Source organism: Calothrix rhizosoleniae SC01 (assembly GCF_900185595.1).
In the GTDB taxonomy this organism is placed as follows: Bacteria; Cyanobacteriota; Cyanobacteriia; order Cyanobacteriales; family Nostocaceae; genus Calothrix_A; species Calothrix_A rhizosoleniae.
This window is the reverse complement of the sequence record NZ_FYBH01000050.1, coordinates 1-19,960: the sequence shown is the minus strand read 5'-3', so window position 1 is coordinate 19,960 and position 19,960 is coordinate 1. Positions and strand designations below refer to the sequence as shown.

The window sequence follows — 19,960 nt, the reverse complement described above, 5'->3', positions numbered from 1 at the left end:
CTTTAACCAGTCGTCTAGAACGTCAAACCACCCTCTTGTGGGGGCGCGTCCAATTGCGATGGTCATTGGACTAAAATCCTCTTTTAACTAAAATTGCAACGTTATCAAAACGTTTTTCACATATTCTGCGACCTAACAAGCAGGAAGCAGTTTTTATGAGAATGGGCATATCCTTAGAGTTTACTACTCTCAGGTTAATGCCAAACTAATTACCTTAACCGTGTATACAACGGTTGTTGGTATCTTAATCTTTCTTAACTTACCACATTTAGTTTGGCTTTGTGATGGATTTACCGATATAGATCGGGTATTTTGTCCTTAGGTATTATTTATAATAAATATCAGAATTTTTACAATTTGACACAAGTTTTCTCATAAATTGTAAAATAATGGCAATTTTCTCTTGCAAGAGTTCCTGGTAACGTGGCAAACTTGCCGAGGAGAACATCTTAAAGCCAGGATGGTTCAATGGCAGCATTAACAACCACAAACAAAGGCGAACAAGTCCTGTGTCAAAAGGTTCTAGGTTCGCGCCGATTTAGTAATTACTGGTGGGCAACAGTTGTATCCCTAGGAAGCTTGGGTTTCTTGCTGGCGGGGATATCCAGTTATTTACAAAAAAATTTGCTTTTAGTTACTGACCCCACCCAATTGGCATTTGTCCCCCAAGGACTAGTAATGGGGTTATATGGAGTGGCTGGTTCTTTGTTGTCACTATACTTGTGGTTAGTTATTTTATTGGACTTAGGTGGTGGGTCTAATGAATTCAACCGCGAAACGGGAATGATAAAAATATTCCGTTGGGGTTTCCCCGGAAAGAACCGTCGGATTGAAGTTGGCTGTCGTATTCAAGATGTACAATCAATTCGCATTGAGATTAAAGAGGGGATAAATCCCTTACGTTGTCTTTATTTGAAGGTCAAAGGTCGTCGCGATATCCCTTTAACCAGGGTTGGTCAACCTATGCCTTTAAAAGATATAGAGACTTTGGCGGCTGAACTAGCTAAGTTTTTAGGTGTGCCTCTAGAAGGTCTTTAATCGTTGATAGTTGACAGTTAGGAGGGATGATGGTGTGAGTCGAGTCCTATCTCCTTTAATTGCAATTTGGGAGTTAGACTTCCAGGGAAAAATTCCACAACCGAATACGAACGGTGGTTCTTTCCTTACTCCCCAATTTTTAATTTTTGGCATAGAATTGCGGCGTTGCTGAATCCAGTTATGAATTGATCGGGCTACCCTCCGCTTCGCTAAGGATCAAAGGCGCTCCAGGTTCAGAAAGGAAGAGTTGTAAGTACCTCATTTTTTAATTTCATACTTCAAGTCAGCAACACCAAAATTTGAATATTTGACTGTGGGACGTATACAAAACTTACTTTCAAGCCATTTGCAAAAATTTGAACTGTGCTAAGATAACAGTTAAAAACCTACTATTTAGCCCCAACAATTCTTGCAATATCCCATGGTAATTCAAGTAAATTTCGTCGTGAGCCAAGTCGCTCTGAAGGAGGATGGCTCATGGTAATACTTTTAACGCAACACGGCAACTAAAATTTGCAGCTAAAATCGCCGAAATCCAAAAGCTGCAAACTCACCGAAGCTACCGCGATGCATCCAAACAATTTTATGTTGAAGGTGTCCGCAATTTTATTCGGGTTATGGATAATAACCTTGATGTTTCTACTATAATTTATAGTGAAAAACTACTCACATCTGCCATCGCTCGTAAGCTAGTTCGTCAAAGCCGCCGCGCTGGTATTCCTTGCGTAAATATTTCCCCCGAACAATTCCGCCATATTTCCCGTACAGAAAAAGCTTCTGGGATTGGTGCAATTGTCCGTCAGCATTGGCAAAAATTACAGGACACTTTTTTGCAAACAGGACTATGCTGGGTAATATTGGAAACAGTTCGTTCACCAGGGAATTTAGGTACTTTGATCCGTACTTCGGAAGCCTTTGGAGGTGCTGGCTTTATTTTATTAGGCAACAGTATAGATCCTTTTGATCCCAATGTTGTTAGATCTTCAATGGGTTCTATCTATAACCAAAAGTTTATCCGCACAAGTTTCTCCAAATTAAATAGATGGTTGCAACATCACAATTGTAATGCAATTGGTGCTTCTCCTGATGGTGTCATTGATTGTCATAATTTTAACTACCCTGCTACAACAATGATTTTCCTAGGAGAAGAGCGACAAGGACTGACCCAAAAACAACGGGATTTATGTCAGCATCTAATTCGTATCCCCATTGCATCTACAGTTGATTCTCTAAATCTTGCCGTTGCAGGAAGTTTACTGATGTATGAAATTTATCAACACTCCCTGCAAAGACATGTACCATCATAGTCAGTGAACTTATGACAATTTACTTAAAAATCACCAGAAAGGTTAAGATACTCTGGTTGTTTCTGAAACTGGCAATGCGGTTAGAAATTACTAAATTTTTAGTTGCACTGGTAATGGTTGGTGCTTTAATGTTGAACGGATGTTCAGCACCCCAGACAAATTCTAATACTTCCACAGCTGCTGAGAATACGACTCAAAATACGACTGACTCAACAGCCACAGAGGCAACTACTGTCTCAGAAAATAAAAAAGAAAGTGAAATGACGAAAAATTTACCCAGACTAGAAGGAAAAGCCACTGTGGTGATGACTGTTAACGATTCACCCATAACTATTGAAGTAGATGGGACTAATGCCCCGATTACTGCTGGTAATTTTGTGGATTTAGTTCAAAAAGGTGTTTATGATGGGTTAGCTTTTCATAGAGTTATTGGACCTACAACTAAGCAAGATCCTTTTGTTGCTCAAGGTGGTGATCCCCAAAGTAAAGATCCCAAATTCCCTGCTAATCGGTTGGGTAGTGGTAGCTTTATAGATCCTAAGACAGGTAATGCTAGATATATTCCCTTAGAAATTACCCCTAAGGGAGCAAAAGAGCCAACTTACAGCAAAACTATATCTGGTGCCCCTGAATTAAGCCATACAGTGGGTGCGGTAGCAATGGCGCGATCGCAAATGCCTGATTCTGCTTCTTCCCAGTTTTACTTTGCTTTAGCGGATCTGGCGTTTTTAGATGGTAACTATGCAGTTTTTGGTTATGTTACTGAAGGAATGGATGTAGTTAATAAGATTGATCAAGGCGATCGCATTGGTTCCGCAAAAGTAACTAAAGGTGCAGAAAATCTGAAACAACCTAAAGAATAATAATTTGACAATGGGGACTATTCCCCACTGGCAAAATCTAAAATCCAAAATCCAAAAGTGATTGAGGTTCTTGTTACTGGTATTGGTTTGGTGTCATCCTTGGGCACTAACTTAGAGGAGAGTTGGCAAAGGTTAATTGCAGGTAAATCTGGAATTCAATTGCATCAACCGTTTGCAGAACTCCCATCCCTGCCTCTAGGATTGATTGATAGGCAACCAGCTAGGTTAAATGACTTAACCCAGCTGGTTGTTGACTCTGCACTCAAAGATGCCGAATTGATAGCTCCTTTGCCTGATTGTGGCGTGGTAATTGGTTCTAGTCGCGGTTATCAGGCTGCCTGGGAGATGTATGGGAGCGGGGAAGGAGGGGAGGAGTTAGATTTAGAGGATTGGTTGGATACTTTGCCTCACATGAATGCGATCGCCGCAGCTAGGCAAATTGGTGCTACGGGTATAGTGATGGCACCGATGGCGGCTTGTGCTACGGGAATGTGGTGCCTTGCCCACGGTGTAAATTTGATACAAACTGGGCAATGCCAAAGGGTAATTGCTGGTGCGGTGGAGGCTCCTATTACGCCCCTAACGATTGCCGGTTTTAAGCAGATGGGAGCTTTAGCAAAAACTGGAGCCTATCCTTTTGATAAATATCGAGAGGGTTTGGTATTGGGGGAAGGAGGAGCTGTCTTGGTGCTGGAGTCAGGAGAATTAGCAAGAGAGAGACAAGCAAGGGTGTATGGGCAAATTCTTGGTTGTGGGATGACCGCAGATGCATATCATGGCAATGCACCAGCTCCACAAGGTAGAAGCGCGATCGCTGCTGTGAAACAATGTTTAGAACGCTCTCATCTGACAACAATTGATATTGATTTCATTCATAGTCACGGTACTGCTACGGAATTAAATGATAAGTTCGAGAGTAATTTAATACAAGAGCTATTTAGTAATACAGTGGCAGTTAGTTCAACTAAAGGGGCTACAGGTCATACACTAGGAGCATCTGGAGTCATAGGTGTAGCTTTTTCTTTGATGGCTTTACAGCAAAAAATTTTACCCCCATGTGTAGGGCTACAAACACCGGAATTTGACTTAGATTTGGTAATTACAACTCGTTCAGCAATGGTGGAAAAGGTATTGTGTTTGAGCTTTGGATTTGGAGGGCAGAATACTGCGATCGCATTAGGTCGATAGTTGTAATTGTTTCTTTCCTATCTCTTTTTTCCCAGAAAATGGATATGATATATGAGTAGAAGAATCTTAACAATTGTTTATCAAATGCTGATTTCCTCTTCTGGCTTATCCAAAGTCAAAGATGCAGTCAAGGAAAAAATTTTGTTTGGTAACGAACCTAGTGCCGAACTAATTGCTATTCTGACTGTTTACTTTGTCCAAGGTATTTTAGGTTTAGCCCGTCTAGCCGTAAGCTTCTTTCTCAAAGATGAACTTTTGTTAAGTCCGGCTCAGGTGTCGGCGATGTTGGGTGTTGTCTCCTTGCCTTGGATTATTAAACCTGTATTTGGGTTTGTATCTGATGGTTTACCTATATTTGGCTATCGTCGTCGCCCCTACTTGATTTTATCAGGGTTCTTAGGATCCATTGCTTGGATTAGTTTGGCAACGGTGGTTAACACACCCATAGCAGCCACATTAGCAATCGGTTTAAGTTCCCTATCGGTGGCTGTGAGTGATGTGATTGTTGACTCCCTAGTTGTAGAAAGGGCTAGGGCCGAATCCCAGTCGGATGCTGGTTCTTTGCAATCCCTTTGTTGGGGTGCATCTGCCTTGGGAGGGTTGATTACTGCTTATTTTAGTGGTCTGCTTCTAGAACATTTTACGACTCGCTCTGTATTTTTTATTACTGCCTCTTTCCCTTTATTGGTTTCTGCTATTGCTTGGTTAATCGCTGAAACTCCGATTAACAAAAAATCAGATGATTCTGCTCATGGGGATGACCTGAGTATAAAAAAGCAACTGAAACAATTACGCCAAGCCATAACACAAAAAGCTATTTGGCTACCCACAGCTTTTGTATTTATTTGGCAAGCCACCCCCACAGCAGATTCAGCATTTTTCTTTTTCACAACTAATGAACTGCACTTTCAGCCAGAATTTTTAGGAAGAGTTCGCTTAGTAACCAGTGTTGCAGCCTTAGTAGGTGTTTGGATATTTCAACGCTTCCTCAAAACCGTTCCCTTCCGAGTAATTTTTGCTTGGAGTACGGTGATGTCAGCAGCTTTAGGGATGACAATGTTGTTATTGGTAACTCATACCAACCGTGCTATTGGCATTGATGACCATTGGTTTAGTTTGGGTGATAACCTAGTTTTAACTGTGATGGGACAGATTGCCTATATGCCTGTATTGGTATTATCAGCAAGATTGTGTCCCCCTGGAGTAGAAGCTACATTATTTGCCCTGTTGATGTCCGTGTTTAACTTGGCGGGTTTGGTTTCCTACGAGTTAGGTGCAGGATTGATGCATTTATTGGGTGTCAATGAAAATAATTTTGAGCTGCTGTGGTTGTTGGTAATAATAACCAACCTCAGTACATTATTACCTTTACCATTTCTCAACTGGTTACCTTCTGCAAGCTCCCAAGGTGAGACAAATCAAGAGACATTATTTACATCAAATACAATGTCAGAATTAGTGCTACAGCCGGTAGAAGAAACTGTGGAATAATCAAAGTTGCTAAATCTTGTTGTCTGTAACTCTGGGTAGACTCATAATTTTCAAAATAGGATAATTTTTATCCATTTAGATGGGAAGAATGGATATTTACTTTGGGCTAAAAATCTAAATTCACCCCGCTTACCAACAAATAATAAAACACAAAATTATATATGCAGATTTTTCCCAATCAGAAAGACACATCTAATGTTACAGGAACCTCCTATACTCGTGAAGACTGGCAAGCAGGATACCAGTCCCTCAAACAGGAGTTTGATTATTGGGTAGAAGATATAGAAGGTGAGATACCCCCAGAACTGAACGGGACTTTATTTAGAAATGGTCCTGGTTTACTAGATATTAATGGACAAAATATCCATCATCCTTTTGATGGAGATGGGATGGTTTGCCGGATTACATTTACCAATCGACGTGCCCATTTTAGCAATCGTTATGTACGTACTCCAGGTTATGTAGAAGAGCAAAAAGCGGGAAAAGTTCTCTATCGTGGTGTTTTCGGCACCCAGAAGCCGGGGGGATGGCTGGCTAACTTCTTTGATTTGCAAAACAAAGAAATTGCCAATACTAATGTGATCTACTGGGGTGGTAAACTCCTAGCTTTATGGGAAGCTTCTGAACCCTATCGTCTAGATCCTCAAACCTTAGATACTTTGGGTAAAGAATACTTGGATGGGGGATTAGCAAAAGGTGATGCTTTCTCTGCTCATCCACGATTTGACCCTAGTAGTAAGCTAGATGGTGGAGAACCTTGTTTAGTTAACTTTTCCATCAAACCAACAGGATTATCCACCACAATTACCATTTTTGAACTAGATACAAGGGGCAAAGTAATTAGAAAACATGCCCATAGCATTCCTGGATTTGCCTTTATCCATGATTTTGCTATTACCCCCAACTACTGTATCTTTTTCCAAAATCCTGTCAGCTTCAATCCCTTACCTTTTCTTACAGGAATGGCTGGTGCGGGACAATGTGTCAAATTTCAACCGGATAAATCAACTCGCGTGATTATTATCCCTCGCAATCCCAAAAATCGGGAAATGAAAACTCTGGAAACCCATTCAGGTTTTGTTTTCCACCATGTCAATGCCTTTGAACGGGATCAGGAGATTATTATAGATTCAGTATGTTATGAGTCCTTCCCAGAGATAGAACCAGGCTCTGATTTTCGTCAAGTTGACTTTGATGCGATCGCACCAGGAAAATTGTGGCGTTTTCATCTTAATCTGGAAGAGGGTAAAGTTACTCGGAAGTTGTTAGAAAGTCGCTGTTGTGAGTTCCCCTCTATTCATCGGGAGAATGTGGGACGTGACTATCGATATTTATATATTGGTGCGGCTCATGATGCTACAGGGAATGCACCTTTGCAAGCATTCCAAAAAATCGACTTGGAAACGGGAGATAGGCAAATGTGGAGTGTTGCACCACGAGGATTTGGTGGTGAGCCTATATTTGTGCCTCGTCCCCATGCTACTGCTGAGGATGATGGTTGGGTATTGGCTGTAATTTATGATGCGGAACACCATCGTTCTGATGTGGTGATTTTGGATGCCCAAGATTTGCATCGCCAGCCGGTAGCACGGTTACATCTGAAAAATCATATTCCCTACAGTTTGCATGGGAATTTTACTGATGAGGTATTTGTTGATGATTGAAGAAGGCAGAAGGCAGGAGATGGTAAGGTGGGCACTGCCCACCCTACCAAATCATAAGGTTTACAGGCGATAATTCTCGTATGGGAACATGTGGTACAAGATATGACGTGAGAAATCCGGCGTTGCTGAATAAAGATATGAATTTGTCTCACGCAGAGGAGGGCACTTCTGTGGGCGGGTTCCCCGACTTGAGGAAAGTGTCCGTCGCGCAGAGGTGCAGAGAACAAGAGTTTGAGAGACCTGATTTTTAAATTTCATATTCCAATTCAGCAATGTCGGCAATCCTATAAGCAATTAAAACAAAATTGATAAATGAAACAGTATAAAAGTCCTCCTGGAAGTTTAGGTTTACCAATTTTAGGTGAAAGTATTGAATTTGTTTTAGATGCAGATTTTTTCGATAAGCGTTATCAAAAATATGGGCCTATTTTTAAAACTCACGTACTTGGTAAACCAACTGTGGTGATGGTGGGTTCAGAAGCAGCAGAATTTGTCCTTTCAAGTCACATGGATCATTTTTCATGGCGTGAAGGATGGCCGAAAAATTTCAAGGTTTTGCTGGGAGAATCTCTATTTCTCATGGATGGTGAAGAACACCGCCAAAAACGCCGTTTAATTATGCCAGCTATGCATGGTCCAGCCTTAGCAAATTATATCGGCACAATGGAAGCGATAACACAAGATTATTTGCAAAAGTGGGAGGAGGAAAAAGAGTTTACTTGGTTGAAAGAACTCAAAAAACTAACATTTGATATTGCCTGTGAATTACTATTGGGCACAAAACCAGGTGTGGAATCTGCCCGTCTCAGTGATTTATTTACAACTCTAACCAATGGGTTATTTATAATTAATCCCTTGAATCTACCATTTACTACCTATGGAAAAGCTATTGCAGCTCGCAACCAAATTTTAGAACATCTAACTCAAGTTGTCCGAGAACGGCAGAAAAATCCTACAAAAGATGCCCTCAGCCTATTAATACAAGCTAGGGATGAAGAAGGTAACAGTCTGAGTGCAAAGGAACTTATTGCCCAAGCTGTATTATTATTGTTTGCTGGACATGAAACCACTACATCGATGCTAACTTGGCTATGTGTAGAATTAGCCCGTCACCCAGAGGTACTACAACAAGCAAGGGAAGAACAGCAAAAACTTGCCCATACTGATACGTCTAATTTAGAGAAATTGGGGCAAATGCCATATTTAGAGCAGGTTTTATTGGAAATTGAAAGACTGCATCCTCCTGTAGGTGGAGGTTTTCGCGGTGTGATTAAAGATTTTGAATTCAATGGTTTTCATGTCCCTGCTGGTTGGCAATTACTATACTCAATTCTCAAAACTCATGGCTTACCAGAAATTTACTCAGAACCAAAACGTTTCGATCCTGAACGCTTTAATCCTCAACGTCAAGAACATAGAAAACATTCATTTAGTTTAATTGGTTTTGGAGGTGGTTCGCGTATTTGTGTGGGGATGGCATTTGCCAAAATGGAAATGAAAATAGTTGCATCTCAACTTTTACGGGGTTATCAGTGGGAAATATTACCTAATCAAAGTCTAGATACAGTCCGAATTCCTACCAATCATCCGAAAGATGGGGTGCGGGTGAGATTCCAGCCTTTATGATCACGGATTGTACTGATTTGTGTCATGGGGAGTGAAGGAGTGAAAGAGTGAAAGAGTGAAGGAAGTATTTATGACGCTTCGCGTCAAGCTGCGCTAACATGCTTGGTTGTGGGATTTTCCTGTGGGGGACTGATATCATGTCCGCCTGATTACTTATGATATTGTCATCTATGCAAAATCACCAAAACTCTTTCTCCCCCTGCGCCCCTTCGGGTTGCGCCACTTGCTTTATGCCGGGAAACCCCTCCGGGTTGTGCCACTTGCTTTATGCCGGGAAACCCGTCCACCGCAATGGCTTACCTGCTCCCTGCCCCCTTGCAGTCCTAATGATAAGTATTTAACCGAACATGATATTATGGAGGATTACACTGATTTGTGTTTTTCCCATATCTTCTAAATACCAATATCTTTCAACATTTGTAAGTGCTGCTGGACGGATGCCAGGGTATTGGCTGCTATCATGCCACTGGCAGCGACAGCAGGTAAACCAATACCGGGAAATGTGGAATCACCACAGCATAACAACCCCTTTACGGGGGTAATTGTACCAGGAAATAAACCTTTTCCTGCTCGAATTGCCGGGCCATAGGAACCGCGATGTCTGCTTAAAAACCGTTCGTGGGTGAGGGGTGTACCTACCATTGTAATTTCACAGCGATCGCGGATATCGGGTATAATTCTTGCTAGGGCTTGCCACATTACCTCTGCACGTTGCTGTTTTTGCTGTGCATATTCTTGACTATTGCGGCTCATCCCTGACCATAAACTGTATGGTTCATTACCAGGTGTATAGACGTGAATTACGTGTTTACCCGGTGGGGCGATGGATGGATCAATGACGGATGGGATTGAGACTAAAACCACGTTTTGCGGTGCTGTTATTCCTCTTTGCCAGTCATTCACCACGATGTAGTGACAGGCTAAATCTGGTCTGATTCCTTGACTGTCGATACCCAGGTGGAGATGCATAAAACTGTTACATTCTGGAGTTGCTTGTCTTTGTTCTCGAAAGCTCTTGGGTATTACCCCCTGTGGTATTAGTTTTAAGGTATCCCATACCGATGCATTGGAAATAACTGCTTTCCGGGCTGCAATTTGTTTCCCACACCGCAGATTTACACCAACGGCGGTATTGTTTTTAACTATAATTTCCTCGACGCGATCGCCCAACATCAACTTACCACCACGTTTTTCTAATCCTTGCACCAGAGCATTGATAATTGCTCCACTACCACCCACGGGATAATCTAACACCACCCCTGGTTTGTACCATTCTGCAAACATAAACGCAACCTCAGCAGCAATAGTGCCATCTGCGGGGAGTCCAGATAGGAGAAAGCACAATAAATCCAGCCAGTTTTTGATAAATGGATCTTGGATTACTCCATCTATAATATTGCTGAAAGCCCCCGTTAATTTAGTAACATTGCTAATCTGCGTTGCCAGGGAAGGTATAAATCTCCCCATAGTTCTTATGGCTCCTAAATCCCAACGAATGGCAGCTGGGGGAATTGCGATCGCAGCATTTGCCAAGGGAGCCATGATTCTTTGTAATTCTCGCCATTGGGTTACAGCAGTTTCACCCCTCAACTGTTGCAATACTTGGCAAAATTGGTCAGCACCTACGGATGTATCAAAATCACCTTCTGGCAAGCAGCAACCCCAAGTATTGTATGTTGCCCACTGTACATCTTCACCAATGGCATCTAATACTTGACGTAAGGGATTAGAGGAAGGGCTAGAAGATAATCCTGAATACAGAGATGGGCCAGAGTCAAATTTGAAACCATGACGTGCAAAAGCATGGGCTGCACCACCGGGGATAGAGTGGCTTTCGCAGACAATCACATCAAAACCATATTTTGCTAGCAAGGCTGCACAACTCAATCCGCCAATTCCACTACCAATGATAACTACATCTGTTTGTATTGCTGACATTCTTGATATAAGTAATAAGTAACAAGTAATAAGTAATAAGTAACTCGGATTTATTAACTTACAATTCTAAGTAGGTTGGGGAGCCACTGCGGTGGACGGTAAGCCATTGCGGTGGACGGCTTTCCCAGCATAAAGCAACTGCCGTCAAGTGGCGTTGAAGCCACAGCGTAACCCAACATTAGATGACATAAATTTCAGACTACCAGATTTTCTGATCCCGAACTCAGGTTATATTACTAAGGTGATTTCTGAAAATGATTTTACCAATGACAAGGGTGCAAGGCTTGCGCCCCTACGGTGAATTTGTAATCACCTGGTAATTTTAATTCTGGAAATCTCCTAAATTCCTTTTCTACCGATCTTCTTCTTTTCTTTTTTTTTAGGTATAATTCACGAATTAGCTTCTGATTTTCGTAAGAAATTTCACCTTTAAGATTGCGATCGCCTGAATGAACCGCAATACCCCAGTAAAAATCCTCTTCCTAGTGGCAGATCCTAGTGATGCTGTTCGTTTGCGTTTGGGGCAGGAGTTGCGAGATATTGATCAAAGGCTGCGACTAAGCAATGAACGGGATAGGTATCAGTTAGAACAAAGACAGTCGATGCGTGTAGGGGATATCACTCAGGCGATATTTCAGGCAGAACCTCAAATTATCCATTTCTCCGGGCATGGTACAGAAAAGGGCGAGCTGTGTTTTGAGAATGAACTGGGCAAGATTCAGCCTGTGGAAGCCGATGCTTTGGCGAAAATGTTTAAGTTATTTTCCCAAAAATTCAAAATCAATTGTGTAGTGTTGAATGCTTGTTATTCTCAGATGCAAGCAAAGGCGATTGCGGAACATATTCGCTTTGTGATTGGCATGAATGATGCAATTGGGGATAAGGCAGCCAGTAAATTTTCTGTGGGTTTTTACACAGCATTATTTTCAAATTCTTCCATTGAAGATGCCTATGAGTTTGGTTGTACAGAAATTGACTTGCAGGGCATTCCAGAGGATCACAAACCAGTTATTCATGTAAACCAAGATTTACTTGCCTCTAAACAACCCATACCCCCTAACCCTTTCTTACCCCAAACTGGTAGGGTGGAAGACTCACAAAAGCTTTTTGGTAGACAGGGAGAAATCCGGCGAGTATTTGAGACGTTGAATAGTGGTAGTAGTGTAGCATTGATTGGGGAGCGATCGATTGGTAAGTCTTCCCTACTTTGGGCAATTAAACAACAGGCGGAAAGTCAACTCATGCCTCCCCGTAAATCGATTTATCTCGATATGAGCCAAGTTTATGATGAGGAGGACTTTTACTATGCATTGTGTTCTGAGATAGGAATTGAGCAGAGCAAGGGTTATCGCTTGACTAAGGCTTTGGGTAAACAACGTCCCCGGTTGCTGCTTTTACTGGATGAAATTGAGAAAATGACTTGGCAAGGTTTTACTAGTCAGGTGAGGGGACAATTGCGGGGGTTGGCGGATGGATCTGATCCACCTCTGCGGTTGGTGGTGGCTGCTTCTACTTCTTTGGATCAACTTTTTCCCGATAGTCATGAGTTGGGTATGGTTTCCCCTTTTCAGAATATTTGTCTGGAGGAAGAGATTCAATTGTGGGATGAAGGTACAGTGCGTGATTTTATTATGAGTCGTCTTGCATCTACTCCTATTCGATTTACAGATGAGGACGTAATGCAGATTGTCATGGCAAGTCACGGACATCCCCAGGCATTGATGCAGCTATGTCATCGAACTTATGATCGGTATAGGGAGAGAACGGGATGAGCGAAAAACCCCCCGTACCCCGCCTAGATTTAGCACCCAAACTCAAGCGTTCCCTTTCCCTGTGGAATCCGTTGGATTACCTGCGCCTGTTGTACTGGGTGTTTTATTTCCCTCAAGCTTTGAGGTGGTATGTAGATACCTTTGGGGGTGGATATATTCCAGAAGAGGAAATGAATTGGCACAGGGGATGGGAGCTGCTGCGTCAAAATCCCATTCAGCGTCATTTGCTTCTTCAAGGATTGCTATTAACAGTTGTGACACCTCTGGCTTTGAGTGGATTTCTACAGCGAATGGGTGTTCCAATTGATTGGTTTGGCGTGGTTTTTGGCGTGGCTTATGGCGTGGCTTATGGCGTGGCTTTTGCCGTGGCTTTTGCCGTGGCTTATAGCGTGGCTTATGGCGTGGCGGGAGGCGTGGCTATTGCCATGGCTTTTGGCGTGGCTTTTGGCGTGGCTTTTGGCGTGGCTTTTGGCGTGGCTGGCGTGGCTTTTGGCGTGGCTGGCGTGGCTTTTGGCGTTGCAATATTCCGTCTCGAAAACTGGCTAATCAGTTTACCTTTCAACCTCCGAAATCTTCACAAGACTAATTTCCTAACCCCCCATGTAACTTTCCTACCTTTCCCCTACCTTACTACTCGTTTGCAAAATTGGTTACAACAGGATTGGGAAGCTGGTTTACATAACATTAATCAACTGCTGGCATATACTCTGCAATTTATTCCCGTTGTCCAAGCAGTCAATCGGGTACTTGCTAAAACCTCTACCGAACAACTTATTTGGCGTGTTTCTCAGTTGGCTGAAGCACCTTTTGATTGGCAACTAGTACGTTTTATTTCTGCTTCTTTGACCGAAGCATTGAAATCAGAAGCCATTAGAGGTATTCCTTTTTTACTTCCAAGCTGGCGGCGAAGATTGAAGGCTAGTTTGATTGCAGATACTCGTACTCGTCTAGATACAGAAGCCCGTGCTGCAGCTGCCGGTTTCTGGTATCTCCATAAAAAAAACCCAGCTAAAGCAGAAGAAGCTTTTACAGTGGTGCGTTCTCTCCTCTACGGTGAGGAAATGTACACCCTTGCCCAAACTCTAGAAATCTTTCACCTAGCCAAGAAAGTAGCTACTATCGCTGCCATCAATCTACCTTCTCTTCCTTACGAAGGCAATAACACACAAGGGTTACTACGCCCAACTACTTGGCAAGCCATCGCCAGTCTAAATCGCGTGGTTGAAGAGACCCAACTTTCCAGCGCAGCGTATCCCGTGCAACCCGTGCTTTTGCCCTCAACCGTGCCCAAGGAGAACTAACAAACATCCTCAACCATCCCCAAACCCTTCCAGAAGCAGAACGAGGACTAATCATAGAAATTGCCGAGAATTGGCAAAAAGCCCTACTACAAGTAGCCGGGGAAGTGGGAGAAATTTCCATCACCCAACCAGTTCGTAATCCTTACATTATCGGCGATCCTGTTTTAGGGGAACGCTTTGTCGGAAGAGAAGATATCATGAGACAGTTAGAAGAACTTTGGGTGACGAGTGAATCCCTACAATCTATAGTTCTCTACGGACACAGACGCATAGGTAAAACTTCCATCCTACGTAATGCAGCTAACTCAGTAGGTTCTGGGGTAAAGGTAGCTTACATCAACATGCTCAACGCTGGCAATATTTCCCAGGGAGTTGGTGAGGTGCTGATGGCGATTTGCGATGTTATTTCGGAAACGGTAAACCTTCCACCTCCCACCGATGCAAATTTGCTCAATCTTCCTTACCGCACCTTTGAACGCTATTTGAAACAGGTTGTAGAGACGTTAAATGTAGAGACGGGAAATTTCCCGTCTTTACAAGGTTTAATTATTGCCCTAGACGAATTCGAGAAAATCGAAGAACTGATTGCAGCAGAGAAAATCCCTGCTGATTTTATGGGGTACCTGCGGGGATTGGTGCAAATGTATTCTCAAGTTGGCTTTGCCTTTGCAGGTTTGCACACCTTAGAGGAAATGACAGCAGATTACTTTGAACCTTTTTTCGCCAGCGTCATCCCCATCCATGTTGGGTTCATGGAACGTGGAGCTACCCGCCAAATCCTCGCTAACCCTGTAGAGATAGAAAATTCTGCGTCCGAAGATTTTCCCCTGGATTATACCCCAGAAGCCCTAGATACAATCTATCACCTCACTCACGGACAACCATATTTAGTGCAGTTAGTGGGATTCCAGCTAGTTCGTCGCTACAATGACCAAGTGTTTGAAATGGGACATTCCCGCGACCCAGTTTTTACGGTGAATGACGTGGACGCGGTGGTTAATCCTGAGTTCTTCAAGTGGGGACGCTACTATTTTGATGGAGTTTGGAGCCAAGCAGCCCAAGGTGTGGCGGGACAACAAGCAATACTACAAGCATTAGCACCTCATCCCCAGGGATTAAGTTTGCAGGAATTAGCAGAGGTTACGGGTATAAATTTTCAAGACATTCAAGATAGCCTCCGTACCCTGGAGCGTCATGATGTGGTGAAAGAGAATCAAGGGCATTGGCAAATTGTTGTAGAGTTGTTTCGCCGATGGGTAGAAAAATTATAGCGCTACGCACAAGTAATAAGTAGGTCGGCGTAAAAAATTATCGTTTGGATAAGGCAGGGTGCAGGGTGCAGGGGGAACAAGGGTTTTAGGCTTATTTACTTTTCTTCACATAGTTTGGTTTTATTGTGCCGACTTACTTAACTAATAAGTAATAAGTTTACTGTTCAGAGGTTTGAGCCTTCAACAATGTCCTAGCGCAATTGCGTAGTGCTATAGATAAACATTTGCTTCAACAGTAGGTAATCATAGCTGCAAATTTGATAATTTGGAATTAAGGACGATCGCTTCCCCTTGATTGATAGGAAAATCTTATGAATTATCAAAAACTGGATGGTTCCCTGGCAATGGCACTGAACGATGTTATGGAGCCAGAAACACCAAATTTAGTGGTTTTCATCCATACACAAAGCCCTTTAGAACCTGATGCGATCGCCATATTGGAAAACAAAGGTGTCAATAATATTACTGATAGCCAAGATATATTCACTGCCACTGTCTCTGCTGATACCATTGCCCAATTATCCGAGCAGTCTTGGGTAAGGTATCTCAAACTATCCCATAAATTACGTTTAGCAAACAGAGCATAAATAACATAGATACTAATTTTCGAGAAACTTAGTATAAAATCATGCATTTACCTTTGTATATAAAACGATAGACCATATTATTTTTGGCAAAAACCTGATTACAATACCAAATAAATAAATTTTTCCTTTCCCCCCTTACCAGCTGCCACAGACAGTCATAAACTGTACTTGAGAGTTGAAAGGCACGCGGATTAAATCTTGTGAAAAAAGTTTTAGCAATTATTCTCGGTGGTGGTGCAGGTACCCGCCTTTATCCCCTAACAAAGTTAAGAGCAAAGCCAGCAGTACCAGTAGCAGGCAAATATCGCTTAATTGATATTCCTGTGAGTAACTGTATCAATTCAGAAATATTTAAAATCTATGTTCTAACGCAATTCAACTCAGCTTCCCTTAACCGCCATATTGCTCGCACATACAGCTTTTCTGGCTTTACCGAGGGTTTTGTCGAAGTCTTAGCCGCCCAACAAACTCCAGAAAATCAGACTTGGTTCCAAGGCACAGCAGACGCGGTTCGTCAATACATACAATTGTTTGAAGATTGGGATGTGGATGAATACCTGATCTTATCCGGTGATCATTTATATCGTATGGATTACCGGCAATTTGTCCAACGTCATCGGGATACTCAAGCTGATATCACCCTATCTGTGCTTCCCATTGATGAGCGTCGCGCTTCTGACTTTGGTTTAATGAAAATTGATAACTCTGGTAGGGTTGTCGATTTTAGTGAAAAACCCAAAGGTGAAGCACTCACAAAAATGGCTGTGGATACAACCATTTTGGGGTTAACCCCGGAACTGGCTCAACAGCAACCTTATATTGCTTCCATGGGAATTTACATCTTTAAAAAGGATGTTTTACTCCACCTATTGAAGGAATCTTTAGAACGTACGGATTTTGGTAAAGAGATTATTCCCGATGCAGCCAAGGACTATAACCTACAAGCTTACTTGTTTGATGACTATTGGGAAGATATTGGAACCATTGAAGCATTTTATAACGCTAATTTGGCATTAACCAAGCAACCCCAGCCACCGTTTAGCTTCTATGACGAGCAAGCTCCTATTTACACCCGCGCTCGTTACTTACCTCCCAGTAAAATGTTAGATTGCCAAATTGCGGAATCTATGGTAGGTGAGGGCTGCATCCTCAAAAATTGTCGGATTCAGCATTCAGTTTTGGGAGTGCGATCGCGTGTGGAAGCTGGTAGTGTAGTTGAAGATACCCTGATTATGGGTTCAGATTACTACCAAGCTTTTGCGGAACGAAATTATAGCTTGGAGACTGGTAAGGTTCCCATTGGAATTGGTCAAAATTCCATTATTCGTCGTGCCATAGTTGATAAAAATGCTCGCATTGGTCATGATGTGAAAATTATCAACAAAGATAATGTGCAGGAAGCTAATCGTGAGCAGCAAGGTTTTTATATTCGCAGTGGCATTGTAGTAGTACTGAAAAATGCCACCATTCCCAATGAAACAATCATCTAGGATTTAGGAGTTAGGAGTTAGGAGAAGATTAATACATAATTATTCTTTCCCTCTCTCACTCCCTTACTCCCTCACTCCCTCATCTTCCACGAGTACGGGAATTGCACTGTTGGAGTGAGAATAACCGCACCCAGCTCTACTTATGGTTTGTTAATTTAAGATTAGAGTTCATTTTATATTACTTGGCAATATACTCAGTAAATAAAATCAAAAATCTCTTAATTTTATAAAAGACTTCAAGGTAATTTGCTATTAGGAGGCTGGTAGATGGCTGCAACGGACTTCAAAGACTATTACTCAATTTTGGGAGTTAGTAAAACTGCTAGTCCAGATGATATAAAAAAAGCCTTCCGCAAATTAGCCCGTCAGTACCACCCCGATGTCAATCCAGGTAATAAACAGGCAGAAGCACGGTTTAAGGAAGTAAGTGAAGCTTACGAAGTTCTCTCAGATGTAGATAAACGCAAAAAGTACGATCAATTTGGGCAATACTGGAAACAAGCTGGAGAAGGATTTCCCGGTGGTGCTGGTGTTGACATGGGCGGCTTTGACTTCAGTCAATACGGCAGTTTTGATGATTTTATCAATGAATTGTTAGGGCGTTTTGGTGGCCCTAGTCCCGGTGCTGGTGGTAGACGTAGCTACAGTAGTTACCGTACAACTACAGGAGCACCTGGTGGTTTTAGCGATTTCGGTTTTCAAGATGCGGGAACCCCCAGAACCCAAGATAGTGAAGCTGTTATTTCCTTAAATTTTGCTGAAGCTTTCCGTGGTGTACAAAAGTCCCTCAGGTTGGGACAAGAGGTAATTGATGTGCGCATACCCCCAGGGGCAAAAACTGGCAGTAAGTTGCGTGTCAGGGGTAAAGGACCTTTCAATCCTTTAACTAAACAAAGGGGTGACTTATATTTGAAGGTGGAACTACAACCCCACTCCTTCTTCCAATTTGAGGGAGATAATTTGGTGTGCGAAGTACCAATTACCCCTGATGAAGCAGCTTTGGGGGCTTCTATTGATGTACCAACTCCTGATGGTAGTGTGAATGTGAAACTACCGGCAGGAGTTCGTTCTGGACAGTCCTTACGTTTACGAGGTAAAGGTTGGCCCCAACCCAAAGATGGACGAGGGGATCAATTTGTGAAGGTGGCGATTGTTCCTCCTAAGAATCTCTCATCCCAGGAACGGGAATATTATGAAAAAATTCGGGCCATGCGTACCTATGATCCTCGTAGTCACTTACAACGGGTAAAATTATAGTTCGGTTTTCAACGGCATAGATAATGCTTGTGCCACGGATTCAATACATTGAGGATCTGTCAGCATCCACGGGTGTAATCCCACGGGCAATACTACCTCTTCCCCCACAGGCATTTTAGAACTGGTTGCTGGCAAAATCATCAAATCAAAGGGTGTCCAGATACAGGTGTAGTTAATTTTCTCTAGTATTGCCACATCCCGGTTTAAATCCTGTAAAAACTGACTTTGGGGACGCATTTGTTTCCCACCAATATTCTGCGGGAAATAAGCGGTCACGGTACCATGATTAGGCGCAGAAATGGTGACTAACCTCTGCACCCGCTTTATTCCCCCCAGCTTTTGCACGTAGTAACGGCTAATAATACCCCCCATACTGAAACCCACTAAATCGAAGGATTCTGTAGGTGCAAAGTTGCTAGCAATATAATCTGCTACTTGCACCGCTAGTTCATCTAACCCGACATCGCCATTATTCGGTTCCAGATTAAAGCTGTGGATCTGCCAACCATTTTCTCTCAGATGGGATGCCATAGTATCGAATACTCGGTAGGTATCAAAGATTCCATGCACTAATACTACTGAATTACGTTGCTGCCTCTTGTTCATTTGCTATTCTTTACGTACCAATTAGAATAAGTATTATTAAAATCAATTGTAAATTTTTGTGAAGCAATCTCAGAGAGACTTGCTCTGAGTTACGAGAAAATTTCATAATTAGGTTGCAAGTGCTGACAAAAATAATTAAAGGCATTAATCTATAGTGCTTTTGCCATATGGTGATTTATGCGGGAAGTCACTTATTTATTATGGCAATATTGATGTGGTTAGAATGATGATTGCTGTTACCGACATTCATTTCCATATACATAGGTTGACAAAATGCAGCATAATTTAATCTATTGTGAAAAAATTCCGGTTTGATAGCAGATAGGTTTTATACCAAAAATAACAGGTAGGAGTAATTACGAATGTTTAAGAATTTTTTTAAGGGTGGTAACAACGACTTTTATTTGGAACTAGAAGAAGAGTCTAAGGATACTCCCTCCAAACCAGCTCAACCTCCCACTGCATCTAATGGTGCAAAATCAGCAACAGCAGTCGCACCCACTCCAGAATCAAAGCCAGTAGAGAAAGAAAAGCCAAAAGCAGCAGAAGTTGCAAAAACGG

Annotated in this window: 17 protein-coding genes; 15 read left to right on the top strand and 2 right to left on the bottom strand. The window is 42.3% G+C overall.

The window, feature by feature from the left end:
- The first annotated feature begins 468 nt into the window (after nt 1–468).
- From CALSC_RS02955 to CALSC_RS02925, 8 genes are all read left to right on the top strand, one after another.
- Nucleotides 469–1,038, top strand: a complete 570-nt coding sequence (locus CALSC_RS02955) for a photosystem I assembly protein Ycf4 (protein ID WP_088239933.1) — start codon at nt 469–471, stop codon at nt 1,036–1,038.
- 34 nt (nt 1,039–1,072) lie between these two features.
- The gene (locus CALSC_RS26225; protein ID WP_159460556.1) at nt 1,073–1,210 is read left to right on the top strand and encodes a hypothetical protein; all 138 of its coding nucleotides are present in this window, start codon (nt 1,073–1,075) and stop codon (nt 1,208–1,210) included.
- Between the two features lie 298 nt (nt 1,211–1,508).
- Complete coding sequence (locus CALSC_RS02950) at nt 1,509–2,345, top strand: TrmH family RNA methyltransferase (RefSeq protein WP_088239932.1); 837 nt, start codon at nt 1,509–1,511, stop codon at nt 2,343–2,345.
- 74 nt (nt 2,346–2,419) lie between these two features.
- Nucleotides 2,420–3,208 carry a peptidylprolyl isomerase gene (locus CALSC_RS02945; RefSeq protein ID WP_088239935.1) on the top strand — a complete coding sequence of 263 codons (789 nt, stop codon included), beginning with the start codon at nt 2,420–2,422 and terminating at the stop codon, nt 3,206–3,208.
- A gap of 57 nt (nt 3,209–3,265) precedes the next feature.
- Nucleotides 3,266–4,396 (top strand): beta-ketoacyl-ACP synthase, encoded by a 1,131-nt coding sequence (locus tag CALSC_RS02940; RefSeq protein WP_088239931.1) that lies wholly within the window; start codon nt 3,266–3,268, stop codon nt 4,394–4,396.
- A gap of 84 nt (nt 4,397–4,480) precedes the next feature.
- The gene (locus CALSC_RS02935) at nt 4,481–5,887 is read left to right on the top strand and encodes a folate/biopterin family MFS transporter (protein WP_088239930.1); all 1,407 of its coding nucleotides are present in this window, start codon (nt 4,481–4,483) and stop codon (nt 5,885–5,887) included.
- Nucleotides 5,888–6,048: 161 nt separating this feature from the next.
- The gene (locus tag CALSC_RS02930) at nt 6,049–7,551 is read left to right on the top strand and encodes a carotenoid oxygenase family protein (protein WP_088239929.1); all 1,503 of its coding nucleotides are present in this window, start codon (nt 6,049–6,051) and stop codon (nt 7,549–7,551) included.
- A gap of 312 nt (nt 7,552–7,863) precedes the next feature.
- Nucleotides 7,864–9,177, top strand: coding sequence for a cytochrome P450 (locus CALSC_RS02925; protein WP_088239928.1), 1,314 nt, complete (start codon nt 7,864–7,866; stop codon nt 9,175–9,177).
- 393 nt (nt 9,178–9,570) lie between these two features.
- Here the strand turns inward: CALSC_RS02925 and CALSC_RS02920 are convergent, their stop codons facing one another.
- Nucleotides 9,571–11,115 (bottom strand): phytoene desaturase family protein, encoded by a 1,545-nt coding sequence (locus CALSC_RS02920; protein WP_088239927.1) that lies wholly within the window; start codon nt 11,113–11,115, stop codon nt 9,571–9,573.
- A gap of 449 nt (nt 11,116–11,564) precedes the next feature.
- On the opposite strand from CALSC_RS02920, the gene CALSC_RS02915 reads away from it, so the two are divergent.
- The 6 genes from CALSC_RS02915 (at nt 11,565) to CALSC_RS02885 (ending at nt 18,793) form a co-directional block, all read left to right on the top strand.
- Nucleotides 11,565–12,887 carry an AAA family ATPase gene (locus tag CALSC_RS02915; protein WP_088239926.1) on the top strand — a complete coding sequence of 441 codons (1,323 nt, stop codon included), beginning with the start codon at nt 11,565–11,567 and terminating at the stop codon, nt 12,885–12,887.
- Nucleotides 12,884–14,188, top strand: coding sequence for a hypothetical protein (locus CALSC_RS27240; protein WP_235006660.1), 1,305 nt, complete (start codon nt 12,884–12,886; stop codon nt 14,186–14,188). Before CALSC_RS02915 ends, CALSC_RS27240 begins: the two co-directional genes overlap by 4 nt.
- A 104-nt stretch (nt 14,189–14,292) precedes the next feature.
- On the top strand, nt 14,293–15,459 hold the full coding sequence (locus CALSC_RS27235) for an AAA family ATPase (RefSeq protein WP_235006659.1): 1,167 nt from the start codon (nt 14,293–14,295) through the stop codon (nt 15,457–15,459).
- Nucleotides 15,460–15,770: 311 nt separating this feature from the next.
- The gene (locus CALSC_RS02895; RefSeq protein WP_088239923.1) at nt 15,771–16,046 is read left to right on the top strand and encodes a hypothetical protein; all 276 of its coding nucleotides are present in this window, start codon (nt 15,771–15,773) and stop codon (nt 16,044–16,046) included.
- A 200-nt stretch (nt 16,047–16,246) separates the two neighbouring features.
- Nucleotides 16,247–17,536, top strand: a complete 1,290-nt coding sequence (locus CALSC_RS02890) for a glucose-1-phosphate adenylyltransferase (RefSeq protein WP_088239922.1) — start codon at nt 16,247–16,249, stop codon at nt 17,534–17,536.
- A gap of 267 nt (nt 17,537–17,803) precedes the next feature.
- On the top strand, nt 17,804–18,793 hold the full coding sequence (locus tag CALSC_RS02885) for a DnaJ C-terminal domain-containing protein (protein WP_088239921.1): 990 nt from the start codon (nt 17,804–17,806) through the stop codon (nt 18,791–18,793).
- On the opposite strand, the gene CALSC_RS02880 is transcribed toward CALSC_RS02885, so the two are convergent.
- Nucleotides 18,788–19,399, bottom strand: coding sequence for an esterase/lipase family protein (locus CALSC_RS02880; RefSeq protein WP_088239920.1), 612 nt, complete (start codon nt 19,397–19,399; stop codon nt 18,788–18,790). The two genes, CALSC_RS02885 and CALSC_RS02880, sit on opposite strands and share 6 nt — an antisense overlap.
- 362 nt (nt 19,400–19,761) lie before the next feature.
- Here CALSC_RS02880 and CALSC_RS02875 point away from each other — a divergent pair.
- Nucleotides 19,762–19,960, top strand: a 199-nt coding sequence (locus CALSC_RS02875; RefSeq protein ID WP_407641876.1) for a hypothetical protein, incomplete at its 3' end; no start/stop codon positions are given.